Source organism: Trichocoleus sp. FACHB-90 (assembly GCF_014695505.1).
GTDB lineage: Bacteria > Cyanobacteriota > Cyanobacteriia > Cyanobacteriales > FACHB-T130 > Funiculus > Funiculus sociatus.
The window spans coordinates 72,567-92,701 of sequence record NZ_JACJOK010000044.1; the positions used below are offsets into that span (position 1 = coordinate 72,567).

14 protein-coding genes and 1 pseudogene are annotated in these 20,135 nt (G+C 44.9%); 8 read left to right on the plus strand and 7 right to left on the minus strand.

The features are described 5' to 3' along the window. Positions 1-16: 16 nt before the first annotated feature. The gene (locus tag H6F74_RS12900; RefSeq protein ID WP_190441564.1) at positions 17-6,208 is read right to left on the minus strand and encodes a type I polyketide synthase; all 6,192 of its coding nucleotides are present in this window, start codon (positions 6,206-6,208) and stop codon (positions 17-19) included. A 590-nt stretch (positions 6,209-6,798) separates the two neighbouring features. Then, the gene (locus H6F74_RS12905) at positions 6,799-7,629 is read right to left on the minus strand and encodes a sulfatase-like hydrolase/transferase (protein ID WP_190441566.1); all 831 of its coding nucleotides are present in this window, start codon (positions 7,627-7,629) and stop codon (positions 6,799-6,801) included. Positions 7,630-8,333: 704 nt separating this feature from the next. Here H6F74_RS12905 and H6F74_RS12910 point away from each other — a divergent pair. The 4 genes from H6F74_RS12910 to H6F74_RS12925 all read left to right on the plus strand — a co-directional run bounded on the left by H6F74_RS12910 (position 8,334) and on the right by H6F74_RS12925 (position 11,669). Continuing rightward, the gene (locus H6F74_RS12910; RefSeq protein WP_190441642.1) at positions 8,334-9,305 is read left to right on the plus strand and encodes a polyphosphate kinase 2 family protein; all 972 of its coding nucleotides are present in this window, start codon (positions 8,334-8,336) and stop codon (positions 9,303-9,305) included. Positions 9,306-9,499: 194 nt separating this feature from the next. Then, positions 9,500-9,847, plus strand: coding sequence for a DUF4864 domain-containing protein (locus H6F74_RS12915; RefSeq protein ID WP_190441567.1), 348 nt, complete (start codon positions 9,500-9,502; stop codon positions 9,845-9,847). A 109-nt stretch (positions 9,848-9,956) separates the two neighbouring features. Next, entirely contained in the window at positions 9,957-11,276 is a 1,320-nt protein-coding gene (locus H6F74_RS12920; RefSeq protein WP_190441570.1) for an IS4 family transposase, read from the plus strand. Between the two features lie 246 nt (positions 11,277-11,522). Then, positions 11,523-11,669 carry a hypothetical protein gene (locus tag H6F74_RS12925; RefSeq protein WP_190441572.1) on the plus strand — a complete coding sequence of 49 codons (147 nt, stop codon included), beginning with the start codon at positions 11,523-11,525 and terminating at the stop codon, positions 11,667-11,669. Here the strand turns inward: H6F74_RS12925 and H6F74_RS12930 are convergent, their stop codons facing one another. Further along, positions 11,670-11,939 carry a GlsB/YeaQ/YmgE family stress response membrane protein gene (locus H6F74_RS12930; RefSeq protein ID WP_190441574.1) on the minus strand — a complete coding sequence of 90 codons (270 nt, stop codon included), beginning with the start codon at positions 11,937-11,939 and terminating at the stop codon, positions 11,670-11,672. 342 nt (positions 11,940-12,281) lie between these two features. Between H6F74_RS12930 and H6F74_RS12935 the strand changes: the two genes are divergently transcribed. From H6F74_RS12935 to H6F74_RS12945, 3 genes are all read left to right on the plus strand, one after another. Then, the gene (locus H6F74_RS12935; RefSeq protein ID WP_347269513.1) at positions 12,282-13,139 is read left to right on the plus strand and encodes a M48 family metallopeptidase; all 858 of its coding nucleotides are present in this window, start codon (positions 12,282-12,284) and stop codon (positions 13,137-13,139) included. Positions 13,140-13,307: 168 nt separating this feature from the next. Continuing rightward, positions 13,308-13,670 (plus strand): hypothetical protein, encoded by a 363-nt coding sequence (locus tag H6F74_RS12940; RefSeq protein ID WP_190441577.1) that lies wholly within the window; start codon positions 13,308-13,310, stop codon positions 13,668-13,670. 263 nt (positions 13,671-13,933) lie between these two features. Beyond that, on the plus strand, positions 13,934-14,074 hold the full coding sequence (locus H6F74_RS12945) for a hypothetical protein (RefSeq protein ID WP_206756313.1): 141 nt from the start codon (positions 13,934-13,936) through the stop codon (positions 14,072-14,074). A 92-nt stretch (positions 14,075-14,166) separates the two neighbouring features. Here the strand turns inward: H6F74_RS12945 and H6F74_RS12950 are convergent, their stop codons facing one another. From H6F74_RS12950 to purT, 3 genes are all read right to left on the minus strand, one after another. Then, complete coding sequence (locus tag H6F74_RS12950; RefSeq protein WP_190441580.1) at positions 14,167-16,062, minus strand: WG repeat-containing protein; 1,896 nt, start codon at positions 16,060-16,062, stop codon at positions 14,167-14,169. After that, positions 16,062-16,841 carry an S-layer homology domain-containing protein gene (locus H6F74_RS12955; protein ID WP_190441582.1) on the minus strand — a complete coding sequence of 260 codons (780 nt, stop codon included), beginning with the start codon at positions 16,839-16,841 and terminating at the stop codon, positions 16,062-16,064. Before H6F74_RS12955 ends, H6F74_RS12950 begins: the two co-directional genes overlap by 1 nt. A gap of 230 nt (positions 16,842-17,071) precedes the next feature. Next, positions 17,072-18,262, minus strand: coding sequence for a formate-dependent phosphoribosylglycinamide formyltransferase (gene purT, locus H6F74_RS12960; protein WP_190441584.1), 1,191 nt, complete (start codon positions 18,260-18,262; stop codon positions 17,072-17,074). A gap of 641 nt (positions 18,263-18,903) precedes the next feature. Between purT and H6F74_RS12965 the strand changes: the two are divergent. Next, positions 18,904-18,987: pseudogene (locus H6F74_RS12965) on the plus strand (winged helix-turn-helix domain-containing protein); the annotation flags it as partial. 149 nt (positions 18,988-19,136) lie between these two features. On the opposite strand, the gene H6F74_RS12970 reads toward H6F74_RS12965, so the two are convergent. Further along, entirely contained in the window at positions 19,137-19,856 is a 720-nt protein-coding gene (locus H6F74_RS12970; protein WP_190441586.1) for a DUF2259 domain-containing protein, read from the minus strand. Positions 19,857-20,135: the final 279 nt, after the last annotated feature.

Sequence of the window (20,135 nt, forward strand, 5' to 3'; positions counted from 1 at the left end):
TAGCGCGGCAGGACTTCTACCGGGGCAATGACTTTCCCAGGCTATTATTTTCCTCCGGAACATTACCAGATTTTAGTAATTGTTCAACAACGCTGTTGAGGGTTTTGGCGCGGGTGAAGTTTTCCATGCGCGATCGCACGTTGCTGGCTAAGGGTTCCGATAAGCTTTTTTGCAAAGCACCCAGAATTTCCACCCGTTTAATCGAGTCGATACCGAGTTCGGCTTCCATGTCAGCGTTTAGCCCTAACATTTCTGTTGGATAGCCAGTGCGATCGCTGACTAACTGCAACAATTTTTCCGTCAAAGCAGTTCGATCTAGAAGCTGTTGGTTGTTAGTTGTTGGTTGTTGGCTGTTGGTTGTTAATTGACTATTTAGTAGTTCAACAACACTGTTGAGGGTTTTGGCACGGGTGAAATTTTCCATGCGTGATCGCATCAAGCTGCTGAAAGGTTCTGGCAAGCTTTTTTGCAAAGCACCCAGAATTTCCACCCGTTTAATCGAGTCGATACCGAGTTCGGCTTCCATGTCAGCGTTTAGCCCTAACATTTCTGTTGGGTAGCCAGTGCGATCGCTAACTAACTGCAACAATTTTTCCGTCAAAGCGGCGCGATCTGGAAGCTGTGCGTTGTTTGTTGTGGTTTGGACGACTGAGGGCTGACGAGTGACAACTGGCAATTGAATGTCAGGTTGTGGTGTCGGGACGACAGGAGCGATCGCTGTATCATTGGTATTTTGGATTAACACTTCAGGCGTTTTTGCACCATTGTTGCTACCATTTCCCGAAGGCTGGCTGAAGTTGGTAACGATCCGGGGAGTAGGCGCGATCGCCTTCTTTGATGGTATTTGTTGCGGCTGTTGGGGCGATTGATAATTCACCCCTCCGAGAAACTGCTTCATCACCTGTTCCTGTAACCCCAAGAATTGCCGCATGGTTTCTTGATAAGCTTGGTAAGCTGCTAGGGCAGTCTCGCCAGTAAGAGCTGAGGCGCTGGGTGATGGTGCGGGTTGTGGTTCTGGGTAAGGGGTCATTGTCAATTTGGGAGCAACTCCTGGTGATAGTGCTGAGGGCTGAGGACTTTTAGCGCTGCACGAAGTGGGGACGGGATTAGTAGTGGGTTTCTTGTTTTCTTCTTCCTGATGCTGTCCAGCAAACTTCACTGCTGACCTTGTAGAACTTCCAGAAGTTCCCACCACTGGTAAGGCTGTTTCTTGTTCTGGTTGTTTTGCATTTAGCACTTTGCTTTGGGCGGCGGTGTCCTGATTTATCAGCGGTATTTTGCCCATGTGACCCACCGCGTCCTTGATAGGTCTGGAACTAGCACCAGTTAACAGCCAAGTTGTGGGCGAAATATCTGGTTTTTTCGTCAAAGCTGGCAAGGATAAATCTAGCTGACGCACGTTCCGCCCCTCGAATAGAGTTGGTAACTGGATATTGATGCCCTGCGTACATAGTGTACCCAGAGCGATCAGAAAACCTCGCATCCCCCCGCCTTGTCCGTCCAAGGAGACAACTATATGGTCTTTTCCTTCCAGAATTTGCCCAACTAATTTAGTCAGGATGCTCTTGGGGCCAACTTCCACAAAAATTCGAGCGCCAGCGGCATACATGGCGTTAATTTGGCTGACAAACTCGACGCTGTGGATCAGGTGTTTAGATAACTGAGTGGAAATTGCCTCGGAATCGGCATCATAGGGACAAGCGGTGGAGTTAGCATAAACAGGAATCGTGGGCGATCGCAATGTCACTTTGTCGATAGCTTCGATTAGTGGGTTAAGGGCAGAAGCTACTAAGGGAGAGTGGAAAGCCCCCTTGACTGGCAGCATCCGCGCCATGATTCCTTCGGCGTTCAGCTGGTCTACAATTTGAGCGATCGCGTCTTTGTCACCAGAAATTACTGTTTGCAAAGGAGCGTTATGATTGGCAATTACCACCCCTTCAACACTGGCTAACCGCGCCTGCAATTCTGGGCGTTGCATCTGCACTGCTGCCATTGCGCCATTGGCACCTTTACAAGCAGCTGCCATGATTTTGCCTCTGGTTTGGGAAAGGTGCAGAAAGTCTTGCCGAGACAAAACTCCCGCCGCGTAAAGGGCAGTATATTCTCCATAACTGTGACCGCAAACCATATCCGGCTTTAAACCCAGATTTGCCACCAAGTCGATAAATCCTGTTTCCACAGCACCAATGGCAGGTTGCGCGATCTGCGTATCAGTCAGTTGTTTTTGGTTGAGTGCTTCTTGTTCTTCAGAATAGGCACTGGGTGGATAGATAAATTGACTCAACAATTTGGGGAAGCACTGCTGTAACTCATGGTCGGCAAATTCCAATGCTGCTCGCATTTCCTGGCGATACAGCGCCACGGAACGAGCCATATCTGGATATTGCGATCCTTGTCCGGGGAAGAGGAAGGCAATTTTTTGTCCGTTGTTATTGCCAGACGAGAGTTGAATGTGTGGTGGTAAGGGTTGCTGTGTGTCTTGATTAATGACTAATTCCAAAGCTGCTTGCAACTGTTGCAGGCTTTCGGCAACAATGCTTAGACAAACATTGTGTGAGGTTGTTTGAGCTTTGAGAGAGTAGCTGTAAGCTAAGTCTCTTAGGCGAGGGGTTGCACCAGCGCGTAAAGCTGCTAACAAAGTGCCGATCTCTTTTGTTAAAGCTTCCGAGTTGGCAGCTTTGAAAACAAACAGTTCGCAAGGCCAAGTATCAGCACCAAGTGTGCGATCGCGCAAGTTACCTCGATATTCTTCCAGCACTACATGGAAATTAGTGCCGCCAAAGCCGAATGCACTGACACCAGCGCGGCGGGGATAATTCGGGTGCGTCAGCCAAGGCTTTGCTTCTTTGAGCAAGTACACTGGGCTTTGCGGATCGGCAAGAGTATCTAAGGGATTTTCTACGCCTAAGTGGGGTGGCAAAACTGCGTTGTGCAAAGCTAATGTTGCTTTGGCAAGTCCCGCTACACCAGCAGAACTCTTAGTATGACCGATTACAGTTTTCACGGAACCGATGACGCAGGACTTGGGCGGTGTATCGGCTGCTTTTAAGGTTTCGGTAACTGTCTCGGCTTCTGCTCTATCTCCGGCAACAGTCCCGGTGCCGTGAGCTTCGTATAATCCTAGAGTGTTAGGTGAGAAACCAGCTTGGCTGTAGGCACGGTCTAAAGCTCGCATTTGTCCTGCTGGACGGGGTGCGGTCAATCCCAAGGCTTTGCCATCGCTGGAACCCGCAACAGATTTAATTACAGCATAGATGCGATCGCCATCTCGTTCGGCATCAGCTAGACGTTTCAGCACCAGAATCACAATCCCTTCGCTGATCACAATCCCGTCGGCTGCTTTGTCAAAGGCGCGGGGTTGCTGTTGTGGGGACAGAGCCTGAGTTTTGCTAAATGTCAAGTAGGCAAAGGGGCTTTGTCCGGTGTCTACTCCGCCGGCAATTACCACATTACTGCGACCGCTTTCTAATTCTCGAACGGCTAAGCTAATTGCTGCTAGGGAAGAAGCACAAGCAGCATCAACGGCGAAGTTTACCCCACCAAAATCAAAGCGGTTAGCGGCGCGACCTGCGGCAACATTTAATAGGATGCCTGGGAATGATTCTTCTGTCCATTCTGGTAAACGATCCAAAGTTTGCTCTGAGGGTTCGTCTACATAGAGAGAAAGATGCGATCGCGTGGCGTATTGATGCGCCAAATCCCCCGCACCTGTTGCTGCGCCAAAAATAACCGAAGTATTCTCCCGGTCAAAGTCTCCCGACTCATACCCCGCATCTGCTAATGCCCGTCGCACTCCTTCTAGCGCCAGCAGTTGAATTGGGTCGATCGATTTCACCGACTTGGGGGGAATTCCATACCGTACCGGATCGAATTGCACATCATCGATAAAACCACCCCATTTGGAATAGATTTTGTCTCGTGCGGTACGGTCTGGATTGTAATAAAGTCGCCAGTCCCAACGGTGCGCTGGAATTTCTGTAATGGCGCTTACTTTATGCAGAATATTTTCCCAGAAGGTATCTGGATATTCAGCCTTCGGTAGCAGTGTGCTAAGACCGACAATTGCTACATCTGAGGGAGAGGGTTCATTTTTTACGGTTGATGGTTCATTACTATGAACTAACAACTCCGAACTCTTTTGTGAAACATCCTGATGTAACTCCTCTAAGGTGCAAACCGAGTTACGCAGAGTGGCAACTTGACCAATCATGTACATTCCATCAGTCAGTTGTTTTTGAGTTTCCACAGGAACAATACCTTGCTCATCCCGCACCAATCCTTTAGAAGCAACGCGCAAGCGTCCCAGCGTCAAATCTTCTAAAACATTCTTAATTTCTTCAGGGGAATGACCCGCCGCCAACATTTTCCGTCGAGTTGCGTAAAATTCTTGGGCAAAGGGAGTAATTGCACAGCGGCTGGCATGACCTGGCCCGGTTTCCAAATTGATAGTATGAGTGCAAGTTAGTGCTGTGCGCTGGAATCCGTCCACAATTGCACCGCACTTGACAGCTTCTTCGGTGAATAAATAAGCTGTTCCCATCAGCACGCCAATCTTCATCCCGCGTTCTACCAAAGGCGCAGCGATCGCGCTTATTGTGGCAGCAGAACGAGCATCGTGAATTCCTCCAGCAAAGAAAACGTGGATTTCGGTTTCTGCGCCCGCCGGAACGTCTTTTAAAAGTGTCTCAATGGCGCTTTCCCAAAGCATAAAGCTGCTCAAGGGGCCAACGTGTCCGCCGCATTCCCGCCCTTCAAAGACAAAGCGCCGCGCCCCTTGTTCAAGGAACATTTGCAGCAATCCCGGTGTCGGAACGTGAAGATAGGTGGCGATTCCTTCGGCTTCTAAGTCAGCCGCCTGATCTGGACGACCGCCTGCAATTAAGGCAAATGGGGGCTTAACAGCTTTGACGACTTGGAGTTGTTCTTCCCGTAACGCTTGGGGGACGAAGCCCAGAATCCCGACTCCCCAAGCGCTAGAGCCGATTTTTTGCTTCGTTTCCTGCAATAACTCTTCTACCTGCTTGCCTCGCATTAACGCCAACGCCAGCATCGGCAAAGCGCCCGCTTTATTAACTGCGATCGCAAATTCTGCCTTGTCGCTGACTCTGGTCATTGGCCCCTGCATAATCGGATAGCGGGTGCCATGAGAAGCGGCTAAGGGTGAATTTGGCGCTAGTGGCTGTAGTTCTTCAGCCTTTTTCACATTAGCGAGGCTTTGCTTGAGAATGGCTTGGATTAGTTTGCCTGTGGTCTTGTAGCGAAGTCGAAAATGAGCGGCTAATCCTACAGCCTGTCCCATCGGCCATGCTAAAGTTCCAGGCGAATCCCAACCGATTAAGGATGTAGCCGCCTGTTGCCAACTGGAGATTGAGGGGGTGCTTCCTTGTCCCCAGTCCCCAGTCCCCAGTTCCTGAATTTCTATTTTTTCTGCCAGTTGTTGCAAAGCGGTAATTGCCTGGAAACCGGGACGAGACAAGACGCGACAACTGCGGTTGAGGCGATCTCCAATTGCGATCGCTTCTTGTCCGTTCAGGTTGTTGAGGTAACGTTGCCATGCACCGGGGAGGGGCGATTCTGGCATCAGCCACAATTGATCGTCAAGTACCACACCTGCTGCACCAGCCGCCAAGACTCCCGCTGCTGTATGAATCCCAATCCCACCTTGCACGTAGATTGGAAGAATTTGTTTGTTGTCAGTAGTTCCAATGTCTACTAACTCCTGACTACTGACATTTAAGAGTTTTTGCGTCAGGATAAATGCCGGGTCTTCACCTACCCAACCGCCGCTTTCCTGTCCTTTCGCCACTAACCCAAAGATTTCTGCACTCTGGTAATCGATGGCTTGTGCCTGTTCAACATCTGTGACTTCCAGCAATAGGCGGCGCGATTCACACTGGGGCAAACACGCGATAACTTCCGCTAATGATGGCGCTTCCCATGCAGCTAGAATTATCCAATGGGAGCGATGCAGCAGCCGTTGCAGCAATTTTTGGCTATCAGCAACTTGGTCAACTTTTAACCTTAACCCTATCTGACTGCTAGGATTGACTAGCTCTAAAAGCTTATCCAGATTCCTCGTCGCTTGTTCGGAATCCCGACAAAATTCTAAATCCAGCACACCCACACCGCCTGCTCTAGAGGTTGCGATCGCTAGACCAGGATGTTCTAATCCAATAGGGCTTAGGGAAAAACAGGTGAAGGTATTCATGAGTCTTGCCTTATTATCACGACAGGGATGAGTCAAGTAAAGGAAAAATAAAATTACCAGATGAGTTTGGCAATAACAAAGTTTCTGGTTTTATATCTTTTTTATAGTTAGCATTTTGTAAATTGCTTCGTGGGTTTTCTGTTAACTATAAAACATATTGAATAATTTCAGCCTATTTCTATTTGGGGTTCACTTTCATCCGTGATTTCACTGAATATTTTTTGTTAATGAATTAATGCAATAAATCTACTTATCATAGCTAAAGCTGATTTTCAAAATATATACAAGTACAGGTTACATTCTTTAATAATATTTGACTACTCATCAAATCTCTGTGCCTCCTTTACAAGAGTTTTGCTAATGGGCTTGGCATCCTTGCGAAGCCTGAATTATAGTTTTTCTCAACCGTGTTTGTAGTGTCTACAATGCGATCGCCAAATTTTCCAGAAATTAGCTGGAAAACATCTCTGGTTTGGTGCTTGTCAAGGCAGGGTATAAGCTAAAATTATTTATCTGCAAGATGTTAAGATTCTCCAGCTTTTTGCCATCTATTGATCTATTGGAAGTAGTCACCACAGAAACATATAGCTCTAGATCGTTGGACGCAGACCCTCAACAAAAGGCACTTCAAAACATTTGTGGTGCATTACAGGCCCATGCCCAAAATAACCATCTTCTCCAAACAACTCTCCATGATCTGCTGTCAGGATAATGTGAGTATTCTCAGGACACTTGCGATACAGTTCTCCCAAAAGCCCATCTATATATTCAACACAGGATATTTGCTGCTTGTGTAAACGCTGCATTTCCTCCTGTTCAAAAAACTTGCTTTCTCCAGGTTCATTCTTAGCAAGTGCGAATTGATCCATATTCTTAAACACCCCATGAACTCCAGATATACGGGGCATATCATCGCCTTTAAGCATATATGGATAATGGGTTTCCCCCAGGTTGAGAAAGTAAAAACAAGGTTCTGAACCTGAAAAATCAATTTGATGCACCATTGTGGCAAAGTCGTTATGATTAGACATCAAAACATAGTCATCAAAAAATTGACTTATGCTGGTAAATTGATTCAGCACAGGCATAGAAACTCGTGCAATAGTTTTATATCCAAAGTCTTTTAAAACTTTAGGTAAAGACAATTGAGGGACAAAAGTTTTGAAAGATAAATCAGGAATTCCCAGCCGATCTACCCATTTCAAAAATTCCTGCTTATAGACTTCCGAGGCAAACACACCGCGAGGGCTAGTATGGGGAATCATCCCCATGAGCATTGTGTAGTGGGAAGGGGATGTCCAAGAAGCATAGCTGTAGCGAGGCTCCGCCAAACCTAACCGATCCATATTAGGTGTTGATGCTGCCTCATAGCTGTCATATCGGCAACTGTCCATAATAATGTATACAAGATGGTTTGGCATAAGGATAAACCTCAATCTAAGAGACTTTATTTAGCAAGTTATTTGCCTATTGGCAATGAATACTGTAGTGAAATTACACACGAATTCATTGCCATTATGTAATTCAAGGCAGAATAAGTGAGTATACCTGATACAAGGTAAAACTGTTGTAAATTCAGGATAGATGCAAAATTTTATAATGGCATTGAAGATCCGGTGATGTAAGCACAACAGCATAGGAGTCTTCTCAATCCTACAGAGGAGAGAAAGACCTTTGACATCTTTAGGGTAACGCAGGAAATCCGATTGCTTTGTAAAATACGCTCCTGCTTGTTGAACCCTGTAGGGTTGGGGAAGAATCAATCTTACCCAAACTCGCTCAAAAATCCCAGCGGTTCTGTAGTTGTAGTAGTGTCAATCGTCAAGTTGAGCAATTTCAGTTAACCTCTAGGTGATTCAACTTATTTTAATAGATGCACATCTGGTACAATTCACTCTTCTATTATGCAACGCGGCTAACGGAGTCTAAAGGAGATAGGAAAATTTTCTTATTGTTGAAGAAATCTCCTGTTCACTTCTTCGGATAGGGTTGCCAATTGACGCTGCTGTAGCGTCCGGCACTGCAAGTTATGTCTCTCGTCTGCCTTGCGGCAGGGATGCTTTCCAATGTACCTGAACTAATATCAAAAATAGGTTCCCCGCAGCTGGACAACCAGAAAAGCCCTATGAGCGATCGCAGTAATTCCGCCAAGAATACAGATAGTGCTGCCAACGATATAGCTCAAGCTGAAGCTCCCAAAACCAAAAAGGCAGCGGCTTTGGCGGCGGCACAAATTGCTGATGTCATGTCACCGGAAACAATCGTAGTCGATGAGCCACCACCGAAACCAAATTATCCCCAATATCGGGTTAAACCGGGAGAGCCAATTAGTTTAGCAGATATCGATCCAAACGCCTCAGAACACTATACAAAAAAGCAACACGTCGAAGAGGAACTTGAGCATCTGCGCGATCGCCTGGGAGATTTACAAGAACGCTTGTATGCTGAAAACCAGCGCAGTCTGCTGATTGTACTGCAAGCGATGGACACTGGCGGTAAGGATGGCACGATTAAACACGTCTTCCAAGGCATTAACCCCCAAGGCTGCCGAGTTTGGTCGTTTAAAAAGCCCAGTGATGAGGAAGCCAGTCACGATTTCTTGTGGCGTTATCACCAGCGATCGCCTCAACGCGGCATGATTACGATATTCAACCGTTCACATTACGAAGATGTGCTAGTTGTGCGAGTCAAGCAGTTGGTTCCGGAGGATGTTTGGCGAAAGCGCTATCATGCGATTAATGACTTTGAGCAAATGCTCACTTTTAACAATATTGGGGTAATTAAGTTTTTTCTCCATATTTCCAAAGACGAACAAAAACGGCGGTTGCAGAGTCGGTTGGATAACCCTGATAAGCACTGGAAATTTTCTAGTAATGACATCCAAGAGCGCCTATTTTGGGACGATTACCAAATGGCGTTTGAGGAAGCCATTAATAATTGCTCTACTGCCTATGCTCCGTGGTACGTTGTACCTGCAAATAATAAGTGGTATCGCAACTTGGTAATTGCCCGAACCATTGTGGACACGTTGGAAGCAATGAATCCCCAATATCCAGGGGCGGAAAGTGGCTTGGAAAATATTGTGATTCCAAATTGAAACCTAAAGAACTTGTGTTTTATTGCGCCGCAAGGATTTAGCAAACACAAGCTGACAATTGCCTTTTCAGGTCTAAAGTAGCATTAATAAAGGCGTTTCCCTTGACGTTGCTACTTTAAGATTGCCAAACGCTAAACTTGTCAACTCTGGTTCTCGAATTAGTTCCATATCTGCCACTTTTTTAAGCTCAAAATATGGAAGTAACTGATAATGACCGCACTGCCATCCGCTTTGTAATTTCTCACCAACTAGAAGCGTTTCAAAAGGATGATGCTGTTGGCGCTTTCTCTTTTGCCAGCCAAGAAATTAAAGCTCAATTCGGCACTCCCGAAAACTTTATGAGGATGGTAAAAACTGCCTACGATCCGGTGTATCGTCCTCGTTCGGTGATGTTTCAAAAAATCGCCTATATTGAAGGATTCCCTTCTGCACAGGTGCTGCTACTCGACCGGGAAGGGAGACTGATAAAGGCAATTTATCTGATGCAAAGGCAGCCTAACGGCAATTGGAAAATTGCTGGCTGTCATTTGGTACCAATATAGGGACATGGCAATGCCCACTGGTGTCAACTTAAGCGAGATAAGAAAGAGCGGCATAAAGTAGAAGAAAGCCTCGAATAGCTTCTAGGCTCTTAGTATCCTATTAGTATCAATGAGTAGAAAACGTCCGCGCCTACCCGGCAATCCAGACCTGAGACGACAGACACAAGTACCATGCCCTCCAATCGAGGAAATTGAGCAACAGCTATACTCACTGCTAAGTCCACAAAGTTTTAAGCCCCTGCGCCTTGCCAAAGGAAAAGATAATAAACGATGGCGAGAGCGTATTTTAACACTACCAGTGATGATGGCAGTGGTCTTAAGCTTGGTGTACAGGCGGATACCTAGTTTAAGAGAAGTCTTACGGGTACTGGCGCTAGAAGGATTACTGTGGCTAGAAGCGTTACCAGTGAGCGTCCAAGCGCTGTCAAAGCGTTTAAGAAGCTTACCGACTGAATTATTCGCACAGGTTTTTGAGCAAGTAATCGAGCGCATACAAGCAAGGAAATGTGTGGAAATAATTCCACCAATGTGGCAACCAGTGACTGCGAGTTTCACCGCCCTATGGATTGCCGATGGTTCAACTCTAGAAGAACTTAGAAAAAAACTCCAAGCCTTGCAAGGGGAAGGCACACTCTTAGGGGGAAAAATGATGATGGTGGTGGAGGCATTTACCCATCGCCCTGTGGCCACTTGGTACACAAAACAAGCAACAGCTCACGATTTGAATTTTACACAACAATTGCTAAACAAATTGCCCAGGGGTGGTCTATTGATTTTTGATTTAGGCTTTTTCAAGTTTCCTTGGTTTGATGAGTTCACTGAAAACCAGAAATTCTTTGTCACCCGATTGCGAGAAAAAACCGCTTATCAACTCAACCTCTGTCTGTCGAGCGGGACTTACTACCGAGACGAGATTATTCAAATGGGGCAATATCGCTCTAATCCTTGCCAGCATCCCGTGCGTTTAGTATCAGTGCTATGGGGTCAGACTTGGTATAACTATCTCACCAATGTGCTAGATCCGAGCGTGTTGTCAGCCGAACAAGTTTGTGAACTTTACCGTCGTCGGTGGCGCATTGAGGATGCGTTTTTGTTAACTAAACGTTTATTAGGCTTAGCTTACTTATGGGTAGGTGACACGAATGGTGTACAAATACAAATTTTAGCAACTTGGATATTCTATGCGGTTCTCAATGACTTATGTACGACAGTAGCTATTACTTTGCAGCAGCCTATAGAACGCATATCAGTTGAGATGGTTTTTCGAGGGCTATATCATTTTTCTCGCGCTTTGTTACGAGGTGAAAATAGCGATGTTGTGACTTATTTAGCCACTCATCACAAGTTATTGGGCTTAGTGAAAGCGGTTCGCCCGCGTCATCGAGAGATTGATGCTCTTACTGGTGTCATCTGGGCATCCGCTCCTTAAGTTGACACCAGTGGGCAATGCCATGTCCCTACAGATGTATCACGCCCAAGCATTGAATTGCTATAGTAGGATACGGCTACAGTTGGCAGCTTTTTTTAGCCGTTCATAGATGCTTCGATAAGCATCTATCAAAAATAAATTTTGCACAAATATTTTAAAAGGTTGATCATTTCTGGAATGTATTACTACTGGTTTTAGCAGTTAGTAAACTACGTCAGAAATCATCAACCTTTAGTTGCGGGCAAGGTGAGTATTCTCCGCCAAGGGCGTTGGGAAAGTAAATTGCTTATTGGGTGGCAATTTTACTGGGAGAATGGGATACTCACCTTGGAAGCGCGATCGCATATTCCTCATCTTAGCGCCGCGGAAATGTTAGCAGCTAAGCCAAGCTGATTAAGCTGCTCTCCGGGTAAGCAAGTTCCACAGAAATACTGCAATAAGTGCGCCGATAATAGAAGCAATGATTCCGCCTATACTAAAAGGCGCAGTTCCTAGTGCTAAAGTCCCTGTTGTTAACCAAAGTCCCAAAGTACCGCCAATAAAAGATCCAATAATTCCCAACAGGATTGTTCCTAGAATCCCACCGCCCTGATGACCAGGATAGATGGCTTTAGCGATAGCACCAGCAATCAGTCCTAAAACAATCCAAGCAATAATATTCATAGTCCCGTTTCCTTTAATGTCTTTCTTTTCGAGTTAACTACAGAATATCAGTTTAGAAGGGAGCATCCCATCTGCCAGACGATATAAGTTGATATACCTCAAAGGAATAGCTAACAAGGTTTTTTCTATAAGCCTTTAGATGAATTGCTGTCCAATTGTGTAGAGCAATATATGTTGTTTGAAATTAATTAAAATTAACACTTTGCTCTTATGAAAACATGGTCTAGTGTCCAAGCTTTAGAATCATCATCATTAAGAAGAACGATTAATGTAACCTTGAGACTGATGCTGGATTGGCAGGTATTATGATACCCTTCAGACCAGTAAATTTGGAGACAAGCAGTGAGAGCATTGATAAGGCTGGGGATTGCGCTTTTACTGACGTTATTTGGACTGGTTAGTTACTGTAGTTCCACTTCCCAAAACCCGATAACTGGGGAAAACCAGCGCGTACAGCTGACACCAAAGGAGGAGGTAATATTAGGACTGCAAGCGCGATCGCGTATGGCTGCTCAGCACGGCGGTTTGTACCCGGATCAGGCGCTACAGCGGTATATTGACCAGGTGGGAGCTACCGTGGTACAGCGGTCAGAGGCAAGGAATGCCCCCTATCCCTTTGAATTCCATCTATTGCGCGACCCACAAACTGTCAATGCTTTCGCGCTACCGGGAGGACAGATTTTCATCACTGCTGGTTTGCTGCGTCGTCTCTCATCGGAAGCTCAATTGGCATCTGTGCTGGGACACGAGGTAGGACACGTCATAGGAAGACACGGTGCGGAACGTTTGGCAAAGCAGCAACTCGGTCAAGCACTGGTGAGTGCGGTGGGGGTAGCAGCAAGCGACGACCAAGGCGGGGGTCGGCAAGCAGCAGTGGTTGCCCAAGCGGTTAACCAGATGGTCAGTCTGCGGTACGGGCGTGAGGATGAGTTAGAAAGCGATCGCCTGGGTTTCCGATTTATGACTGAAGCTGGCTATAACCCTAAAGGTATTGTAGAAGTAATGCAGATACTTGCTAATGCCAGACCGGGTGGACAATCGCCGGAGTTTTTCAGCACTCACCCCAACCCCGGCAACCGCATTGAACGCTTACAAAATTTAATTTCTCAAACTTATCCTAATGGCGTTCCGCCGCAGTTGGAGACTGGACGCGAAGATTTTGCTCAGGTTGTGCGTCCGCGTTTGCAGCCAGCTAACTAGAGAAAAGACAAAAAAAATAAAAACGCCTACTCTCGTCACGCTTCCTTTGTGTAGCATCGACCGCAACAGAAGAGGGTTAAGGAATCTTTACCATAATGATTCGTTCGCGTGCGATGCCATACTAATTAATGATGCTTAAGGTATTTAAACAATTTGAGAGCGGGAGTAATGGTCGTGTTCAAGAAACTACGAGGTAGCTTTCTGTTAGGGATTGGCTATATGCTCTCTCCCCTCTCGTGGTGGAACGACTTGTTCTTTAATCTGCCGATTGCTCTACTGTTTGGCTATCTCGTCAGTTGGATGAACCCAGACTGGTTTTTGCCGTTTACGATTGTTGGCTATTGGCTCTCCAATGTATTAGGGATTGTGATGATGCAGATGGGAGCGATGGATATGTTTGTAGCAAAAGAGCAGCAAAACCCAAAACGGGATTTGTTGATTGGGTTGGGTGGCTCAACGCTTTACACTCTGGTAGTTGCAGCTCTTGCTTACTTTCATGTGCTGGAATTGCCTAGTTTCCTGACACCCTGATTTTGAATTTTCAAAGACGTGCTAAGCAAAGCCGGAACCGAATATGTAATTAATTTTGCTTAGTGACTTACAAAAATCCAATGTAGCGATCGCTCACAGTTTCTATAAGAAAAAATTATTATAGCTACAAGTTATTCAAACCCTTGCAGTTGCTCCATTTCCGGAATTGGGCTTCAAAATAAATACATGGAAAGCGATCAGTTTTCCTGAGCCTAATTTTGAAAAAAGCACATAAGAATATGGGTTTAGTTGATTGTTTACTAATGACGCTGGTTTCAAGTGGGATTTGCATCACCTTGCCTTTCGTAGCGGCAAAGATAGGAGCGAACAAAACTGCCTCAAGCATTCAGGTTGAAAGCGATTTGTCTCAAGGCGATAGCTTCGCTTCACGCATGACAGCATAGACATGATTATCTTTTTGACTTGACGCAAAGAAACGCAAAATAAAACTAATATCTCTGCGTACCTTTGCGTTTTAAATTTTTAGCCTCGATTTTTAAGAAATAACATTGCGAATATAACCCCACTTACCGCCGCTGAAAAACGGTTCGCCATTATTCCTGTCCACTTTCCACTCTCCACCAATATTAAACAGCGCCAGCCCCTGCGAAAAGGGCTTAGCATCATCAAATTCTGTGGGAATTACCAGTTTCCCAGTTTTGTCAATATAGCCCCATTTCCCAGAAATCTTTACCGCCGCGAGTCCTTCAGAAAAGGATTCAGCCTCCTCAAATCGTGGTGGTATTATCACCTGAGCAGTTTTATTAATATATTCCCATTTTCCAGCTATTTTTGCTGCCGCTAGCCCTTCGGAAAAAGACTTAGCATCATCAAATTGCGGCGGTGATATAACCCTTCCGGCAGTATCAATATAGCCGTATTTGCCGCCAAAACTTATCAATGCTAACCCCTCAGAAAAGCTATCAGCGGTATCAAATTGCAAAGGGATGACAGTATTCCACAGTTTATTAATGTAGCCCCACTTGTTATTAATCTTAACTGCTGCTAGCCCTTGGGAAAAAGATTCAGCATCATCAACTTGCAGCAGAATTAAAAGTTTCCCTGTATTGTCAATATAGCCATATCTGTTGCCAACTTTTACTAATCCTAGCCCTTCTTCTAAAGGTTCAGCGCGGTCAAATTGTAATCGGCTGACAAGTTTACCTGTTTTGTCAATATAACCCCACTTGTAGCCGATTTTTGCAGGCGCTAACCCGTTATTATAAGAATCAGCCCAATCAAATTGGGGCTGATTTACGATTGTTCCTCTACTATCTATATAGCTATATTTGCCGCTAGTTCTCCGCTCAGTAAAGCCAAGCTTTTTTAAATCTGAGGGCTTAAATGGTGCAGGTTGAGCGTAGGGGCCTGAACGCAAGGCTTTAGCTAAAGCGTCGTTGTCTTCCCGCAGACCTTCGTAGAAGAACAACACCTCGCCTGGAATACCACGAGAACGATTGTAAGCGATCGCTTGTAAAAGGTAGTCGGGACTAATGCGATACGACCCCACCTTTAACAGGATACCAGGCATCAAAAAAGGCAGTTGCCAAGTTGTAAATTGCTGGGCGACGATACTATCAATTAGCTGTTTGTAGCTCAAGAAGTCGCGGCGATAAAGTTGCGGGTGCAGCATATCGATCAGCCCCCGGTCAAGCCAAGCTATAGCATCTTGCAGATATTCTTGAAGCGCCCAACCGGGGAGACTGGGTGCCATCGAAATTATCAAGCCTGGTTTAACATTAATAAGTTCCTGATACAGACGAGTTAAGAAATCAGTGAGAATATCTGCACGCCACTGAAGCCATTGCGGATCTCTGGAGTTTTGCGGCGGGTTTTGATTAAACTGCCGAAAGTAGCGATCGCTTGTTCCCCGGTCATAACCACCTTCGCTAGGAAGTGCAGGAAGTCGGTCATCGCCTTGGATACCATCAATATCATAATTTTTAGCAACTTCTAGTAACAGGTTCAGCAGGAAATCTTGCACCTCAGAATCGAACGCATTCATCCACTCAAAACTGTTCTTTTTCAGAATATTGCCGTTGAAGTCGCGACCAGCCCAATGAGGTTTTTTTGCGAGGATGTGGCCCCCATTTTGATTGTAAGAAGAGGCGAATCCATATTCAAACCAAGGGATAACCCCAATTCCTACCCGACGTGCTTCGATAATAATTTCGGCTAAGGGGTCGCGTCCAGCAAATCGCGAGTCGATTTCTACACCAAAATTTTCCCGCATCACTCTACTGGGGTAGAAAGTATAAGCATTGTTCCAAACAACAGGAAATACGACATTAAATCCCGTTTGCGCGAGAAAATCCATCGCCTCGGCAATGTTTTGCCGGGAATTCAAAACTTTGCTATCTGTGCTGGTAATCCAAACGCCACGAGTTTCCATTACTCTCTCTTTGCCTTATATTGTCTGACCAGTGCCACTCCATCCGAGAAAGCATCAGCCTCATCAAATTGTGGCGCGATTACGAGTTTACCTGTTTTGTCAATATAGCCCCATTTTTCCCCGATTTTGACTCGTGCCATCCCTTCGGAAAAGGCATCAGCTTCTTCAAATTGCGCCCCAATGACAATAAATTCCATCCCTAGAATGTACTGTAACGGCACACCAGAGATTTTTAAGGCACGACAAATCAATGCTGCTACCTCGCCTCTGGTGGCGTTTTGGTTGGGGTTGAAGCGCCTAACATTAGGATAATTAACCACAAGATATCTTTCGGTTGCGGATGCGATCGCATTTATCGCATAACTAGGAATTTCTAACCCATCATCAAAATACTTTTTTATTGTCTCACTAGGTGTTTTCGTAGGGGTATACTTCAATCCCGACACCATAGCAACAAAAGTTTGCACTCGCGGAATTTGTTGGTTTGGTTTAAAAGTTCGATCCGGATAACCAGACAAAAAACCCGCCCGATATACAGCTTGAATCGCTTGATTTGCCCAATGATTTGATGGCACATCGACAAAGGTAATAGCATTACGTATTGGCGCGGCGTTGGGAAATGCTTTCCGCAGCAGTGCCGCAAATTCTGCTCTCGTCACTGGTGCATTAGGGCGAAAACTTCCATCCGGGTAGCCACTAATTAAATTCCGCTGGGAGAGCTGCTGAATACAATCTTGCGCCCAATGATTTTGAATATCAGAAAATATTGGATTATTCAACTTTAATAACTCCCAATTTGTTACATATATTCTGGTTCCCAGTATCAGCCTGGAAACCCTTATTTGGAGGTTCTACCTCCTCTTTCTTTGAAACCTATTTTAATTGAGGCTGAGGCTCAGTAATAAACATTCACAGGCTGAGCCTGGGAACCAGAAAAAGCCTGCTCTTGTGAGGCTTCGCTGGTTCGCCTTGGAGTTTACTCTTTCTGTTTGCTGTATTTTTTCTCTAATTAAGCATCAAAATCCTCTTGATCGACTATTTTGATTTTACTGACGGCGGTAGTTGCTTTGTCCCGCGCTTCTTGAATATTTCTCCCTTTTGCCAAAGTTACGCCCATTCTGCGCCCCGGACGTGAATTAGGCTTGCCAAATAACCTCACGTCTACATCTGGTTCTGATAAGGCATCTTGCACTCCCACAAAAGCTATGGAATTTGAATTTCTGTTTGCCAATATTACTGCACTTGCTGAAGCTCCTAGCTGTTCAATTTTAGGAATTGGCAAGTCTAAAACTGCTCTCAAATGTAGTTCAAATTCATTTAGGTTCTGCGATATTAATGTCACCATTCCAGTATCGTGAGGACGAGGAGAAAGCTCCGAAAAAATTACTGAATCTTTGGTGATAAAGAACTCAACCCCGAAAATGCCTGCGCCTCCCAAAGCATCAGTAATTTTTTGCGCGATCGCTTGCGCTTCCTGAAGCAATTCTTCAGAAACAACTGCTGGTTGCCAAGACTCTCGATAATCTCCCCTTTCTTGGAGATGCCCAATAGGAGGACAAAAAATTGTCGGCCCATTCCACTGTTTAATTGTTAGCAAGGTAATTTCTAACTCAAAGGGAATAAACTCCTCGACAATAAGTTTTTGACTGTCCCCTCTGGAACCTTCAATTGCATATTTCCACGCCATCTGAATCTTCTCTGAAGACTCAACAACCGACTGACCTTTTCCAGATGATGACATAACAGGTTTCACTACATTAGGAAACCCAATTTTTTCCGAAACCTCAATCAGTTCTTCCAGGGTTGTTGCATAACCGTATTTAGCCGTTCTGATTCCTAACTTTTGATGCGCGAGTTCCCTAATTCTGTCTCGATTCATCGTGTAATGGGTAGCAGTTGCGGTGGGAATAACTATCATACCTCGCTGCTCAAATTCAATCAGTTTTTCTGTCCTGATGGCTTCAATTTCAGGAATAATAAAATTAGGTTTGTGTTTCTGCACAATGCTTTCCAATTGGTCTGGACTCAGCATGGAAATAACTTCTGACTCATCAGCTACTTGCATGGCTGGAGCATTATGATATCGATCCACGGCAATCACATAGTTACCCAGACGTTGAGCAGCAATGGTAAATTCTTTACCAAGTTCTCCTGAACCAAGCAGCATTAGTTTTTGAGGAAGTTTAAGAGGTTTTTTCATTGATTACTTTATTTTGGTTCGTCAACTCATTGTAAAACTAAACAGCGCAATTTTTATCTTATACGGTTGCTTTTAAAGCTAAAAATTATAAAGTGAGTGTAGGTTGAGTTACCTTAACTGCGCTAAGAGCAGTTCGTTAGTTTTTACCAATCAAATCAAACTGCTACTATTTTATGATTAATTTATAGTAACATCAGGCTTTTGTCAGAATTTATGGCTAAGCTAGTAATCAGTCGAGGTGGAGTGGCAATAAATGTTTTAATAAATGAGTTTGATAAATGCCTATCAAAAGGGAATTAGCTACATAAGGGAACGCATTGATCCGTTTTCACTTCGGTTTCGTCTAACAGTAGGTATCTCGGCTGTTTCAATTTTTGGAGTCAGTAGCGTTGCTGTTTGGACGACTTGGAAAATGCAGCAGATTCTCATTAATGCTCCCCAGCAGGAATATTCAGCATATTGCCGAACACTTTGAGCGAGATATTGAATTGTACAGTGAAATGATGTCTGTACAAACTGGGATGCAAAAAGCAATTGATAACCGCACAACTCCCAATTTACTAATATGGGTGAGCAATCCGAATGGTAGAATTGTTGCTCAGTCTCAATCTTTATTTACTCCACATTGGCAGGAGAACAGCTACCTGCGCCTGAAGCTCGAAGAAAACAACGAAAAGCGCCTAGTTCAAACCGTGCGCGGCGTTGGTTATGTGCTGCGAAATTGACTTTTTGAGTAGCGCAACTTGGGACGAAGGCGCGATCGCTACTTTTTCTCACTCAGTTCATTCTTTACTAACGCTCAACTAACCTATACGAAAGAGGACTGGGTTACTGTCGTTCCCAGACTGGAGCCTGGGAACGAGAACCGGGTGACTTAAAGTGGAGAACTCTGCACCAAAGTAGTCTGTAACGCTCCCTGTTCATTTGGTTGCATCATATTCATAATAATCGCTACGCTGCGTCCATTGGGAGCTAGACGCACTTCCCTAAGCGTATATTTCATAGCATTTTGGCGGTAATTATTCAGTGTACTAAGAGTACGTTTGCGATAATTAGCAGTTACCTCAAGACGCAAAGCAGCACGATCTACTTCAGCATTACCTCCATATGCCACTGAAGGGATATACTTTTGCTGCATCAAAACCTCTAATTTCTCCTTTTTATCATTCAAAATAAAAGTATAAGTTTCGCTGCCATCGGAGTTAGTTTTGCGAGAAAGGACTGGCAATTTTCTTCCAGGTGCCGGACGATTTAGCTTCAAGTTGTAGCGAATAACGGATGTTTTCTTAAGTAATTGATTTTCCGCCGATTTAGTAGTTAAACTTGGGGCTGTTTCCCTAGCTTCGTCAGTATATTCAGTTTCTAAACAGCCATTCTCAATGCAGGTGTTTCTCGGCAAATTTATAATTTGTAGTTTGGCTTTAGGAACGTCTGTCGCCGCGTTTCGATAACTTTCCAGATATATATAGTAACGGCTATCCGTTGAAAAACCAGACATCTGATGACTTGTTTTGTAGATAGCTGCTAATACTTGGGAGGAAATGAGTGCGGCGCTAGCTGCCAGAGTTAGGGAAATTACGGAAAAACGTCTCATATTAATTTTGAATGTTCACTAATTCAATTTTATATCGCGGACAGCTTAACGCATCAAAGGAGTGCTGTGGTGATGAACTGAATACCGCTTCTGTGCCATATGCTCAAAGATATTTGTTGCCATTGACTGTGCTTGGACTCGCCTGCTACGTTCCACTTGTAACACATTTGCTACAAGAACGATGTAAGCGATGGCTTCGCCTCGGACGGAGTCCTACGCATTCCGAACTATTCCGAAAAAACGAATAAATTTGAAAAGCCTTCAGGATACGCCCACTAA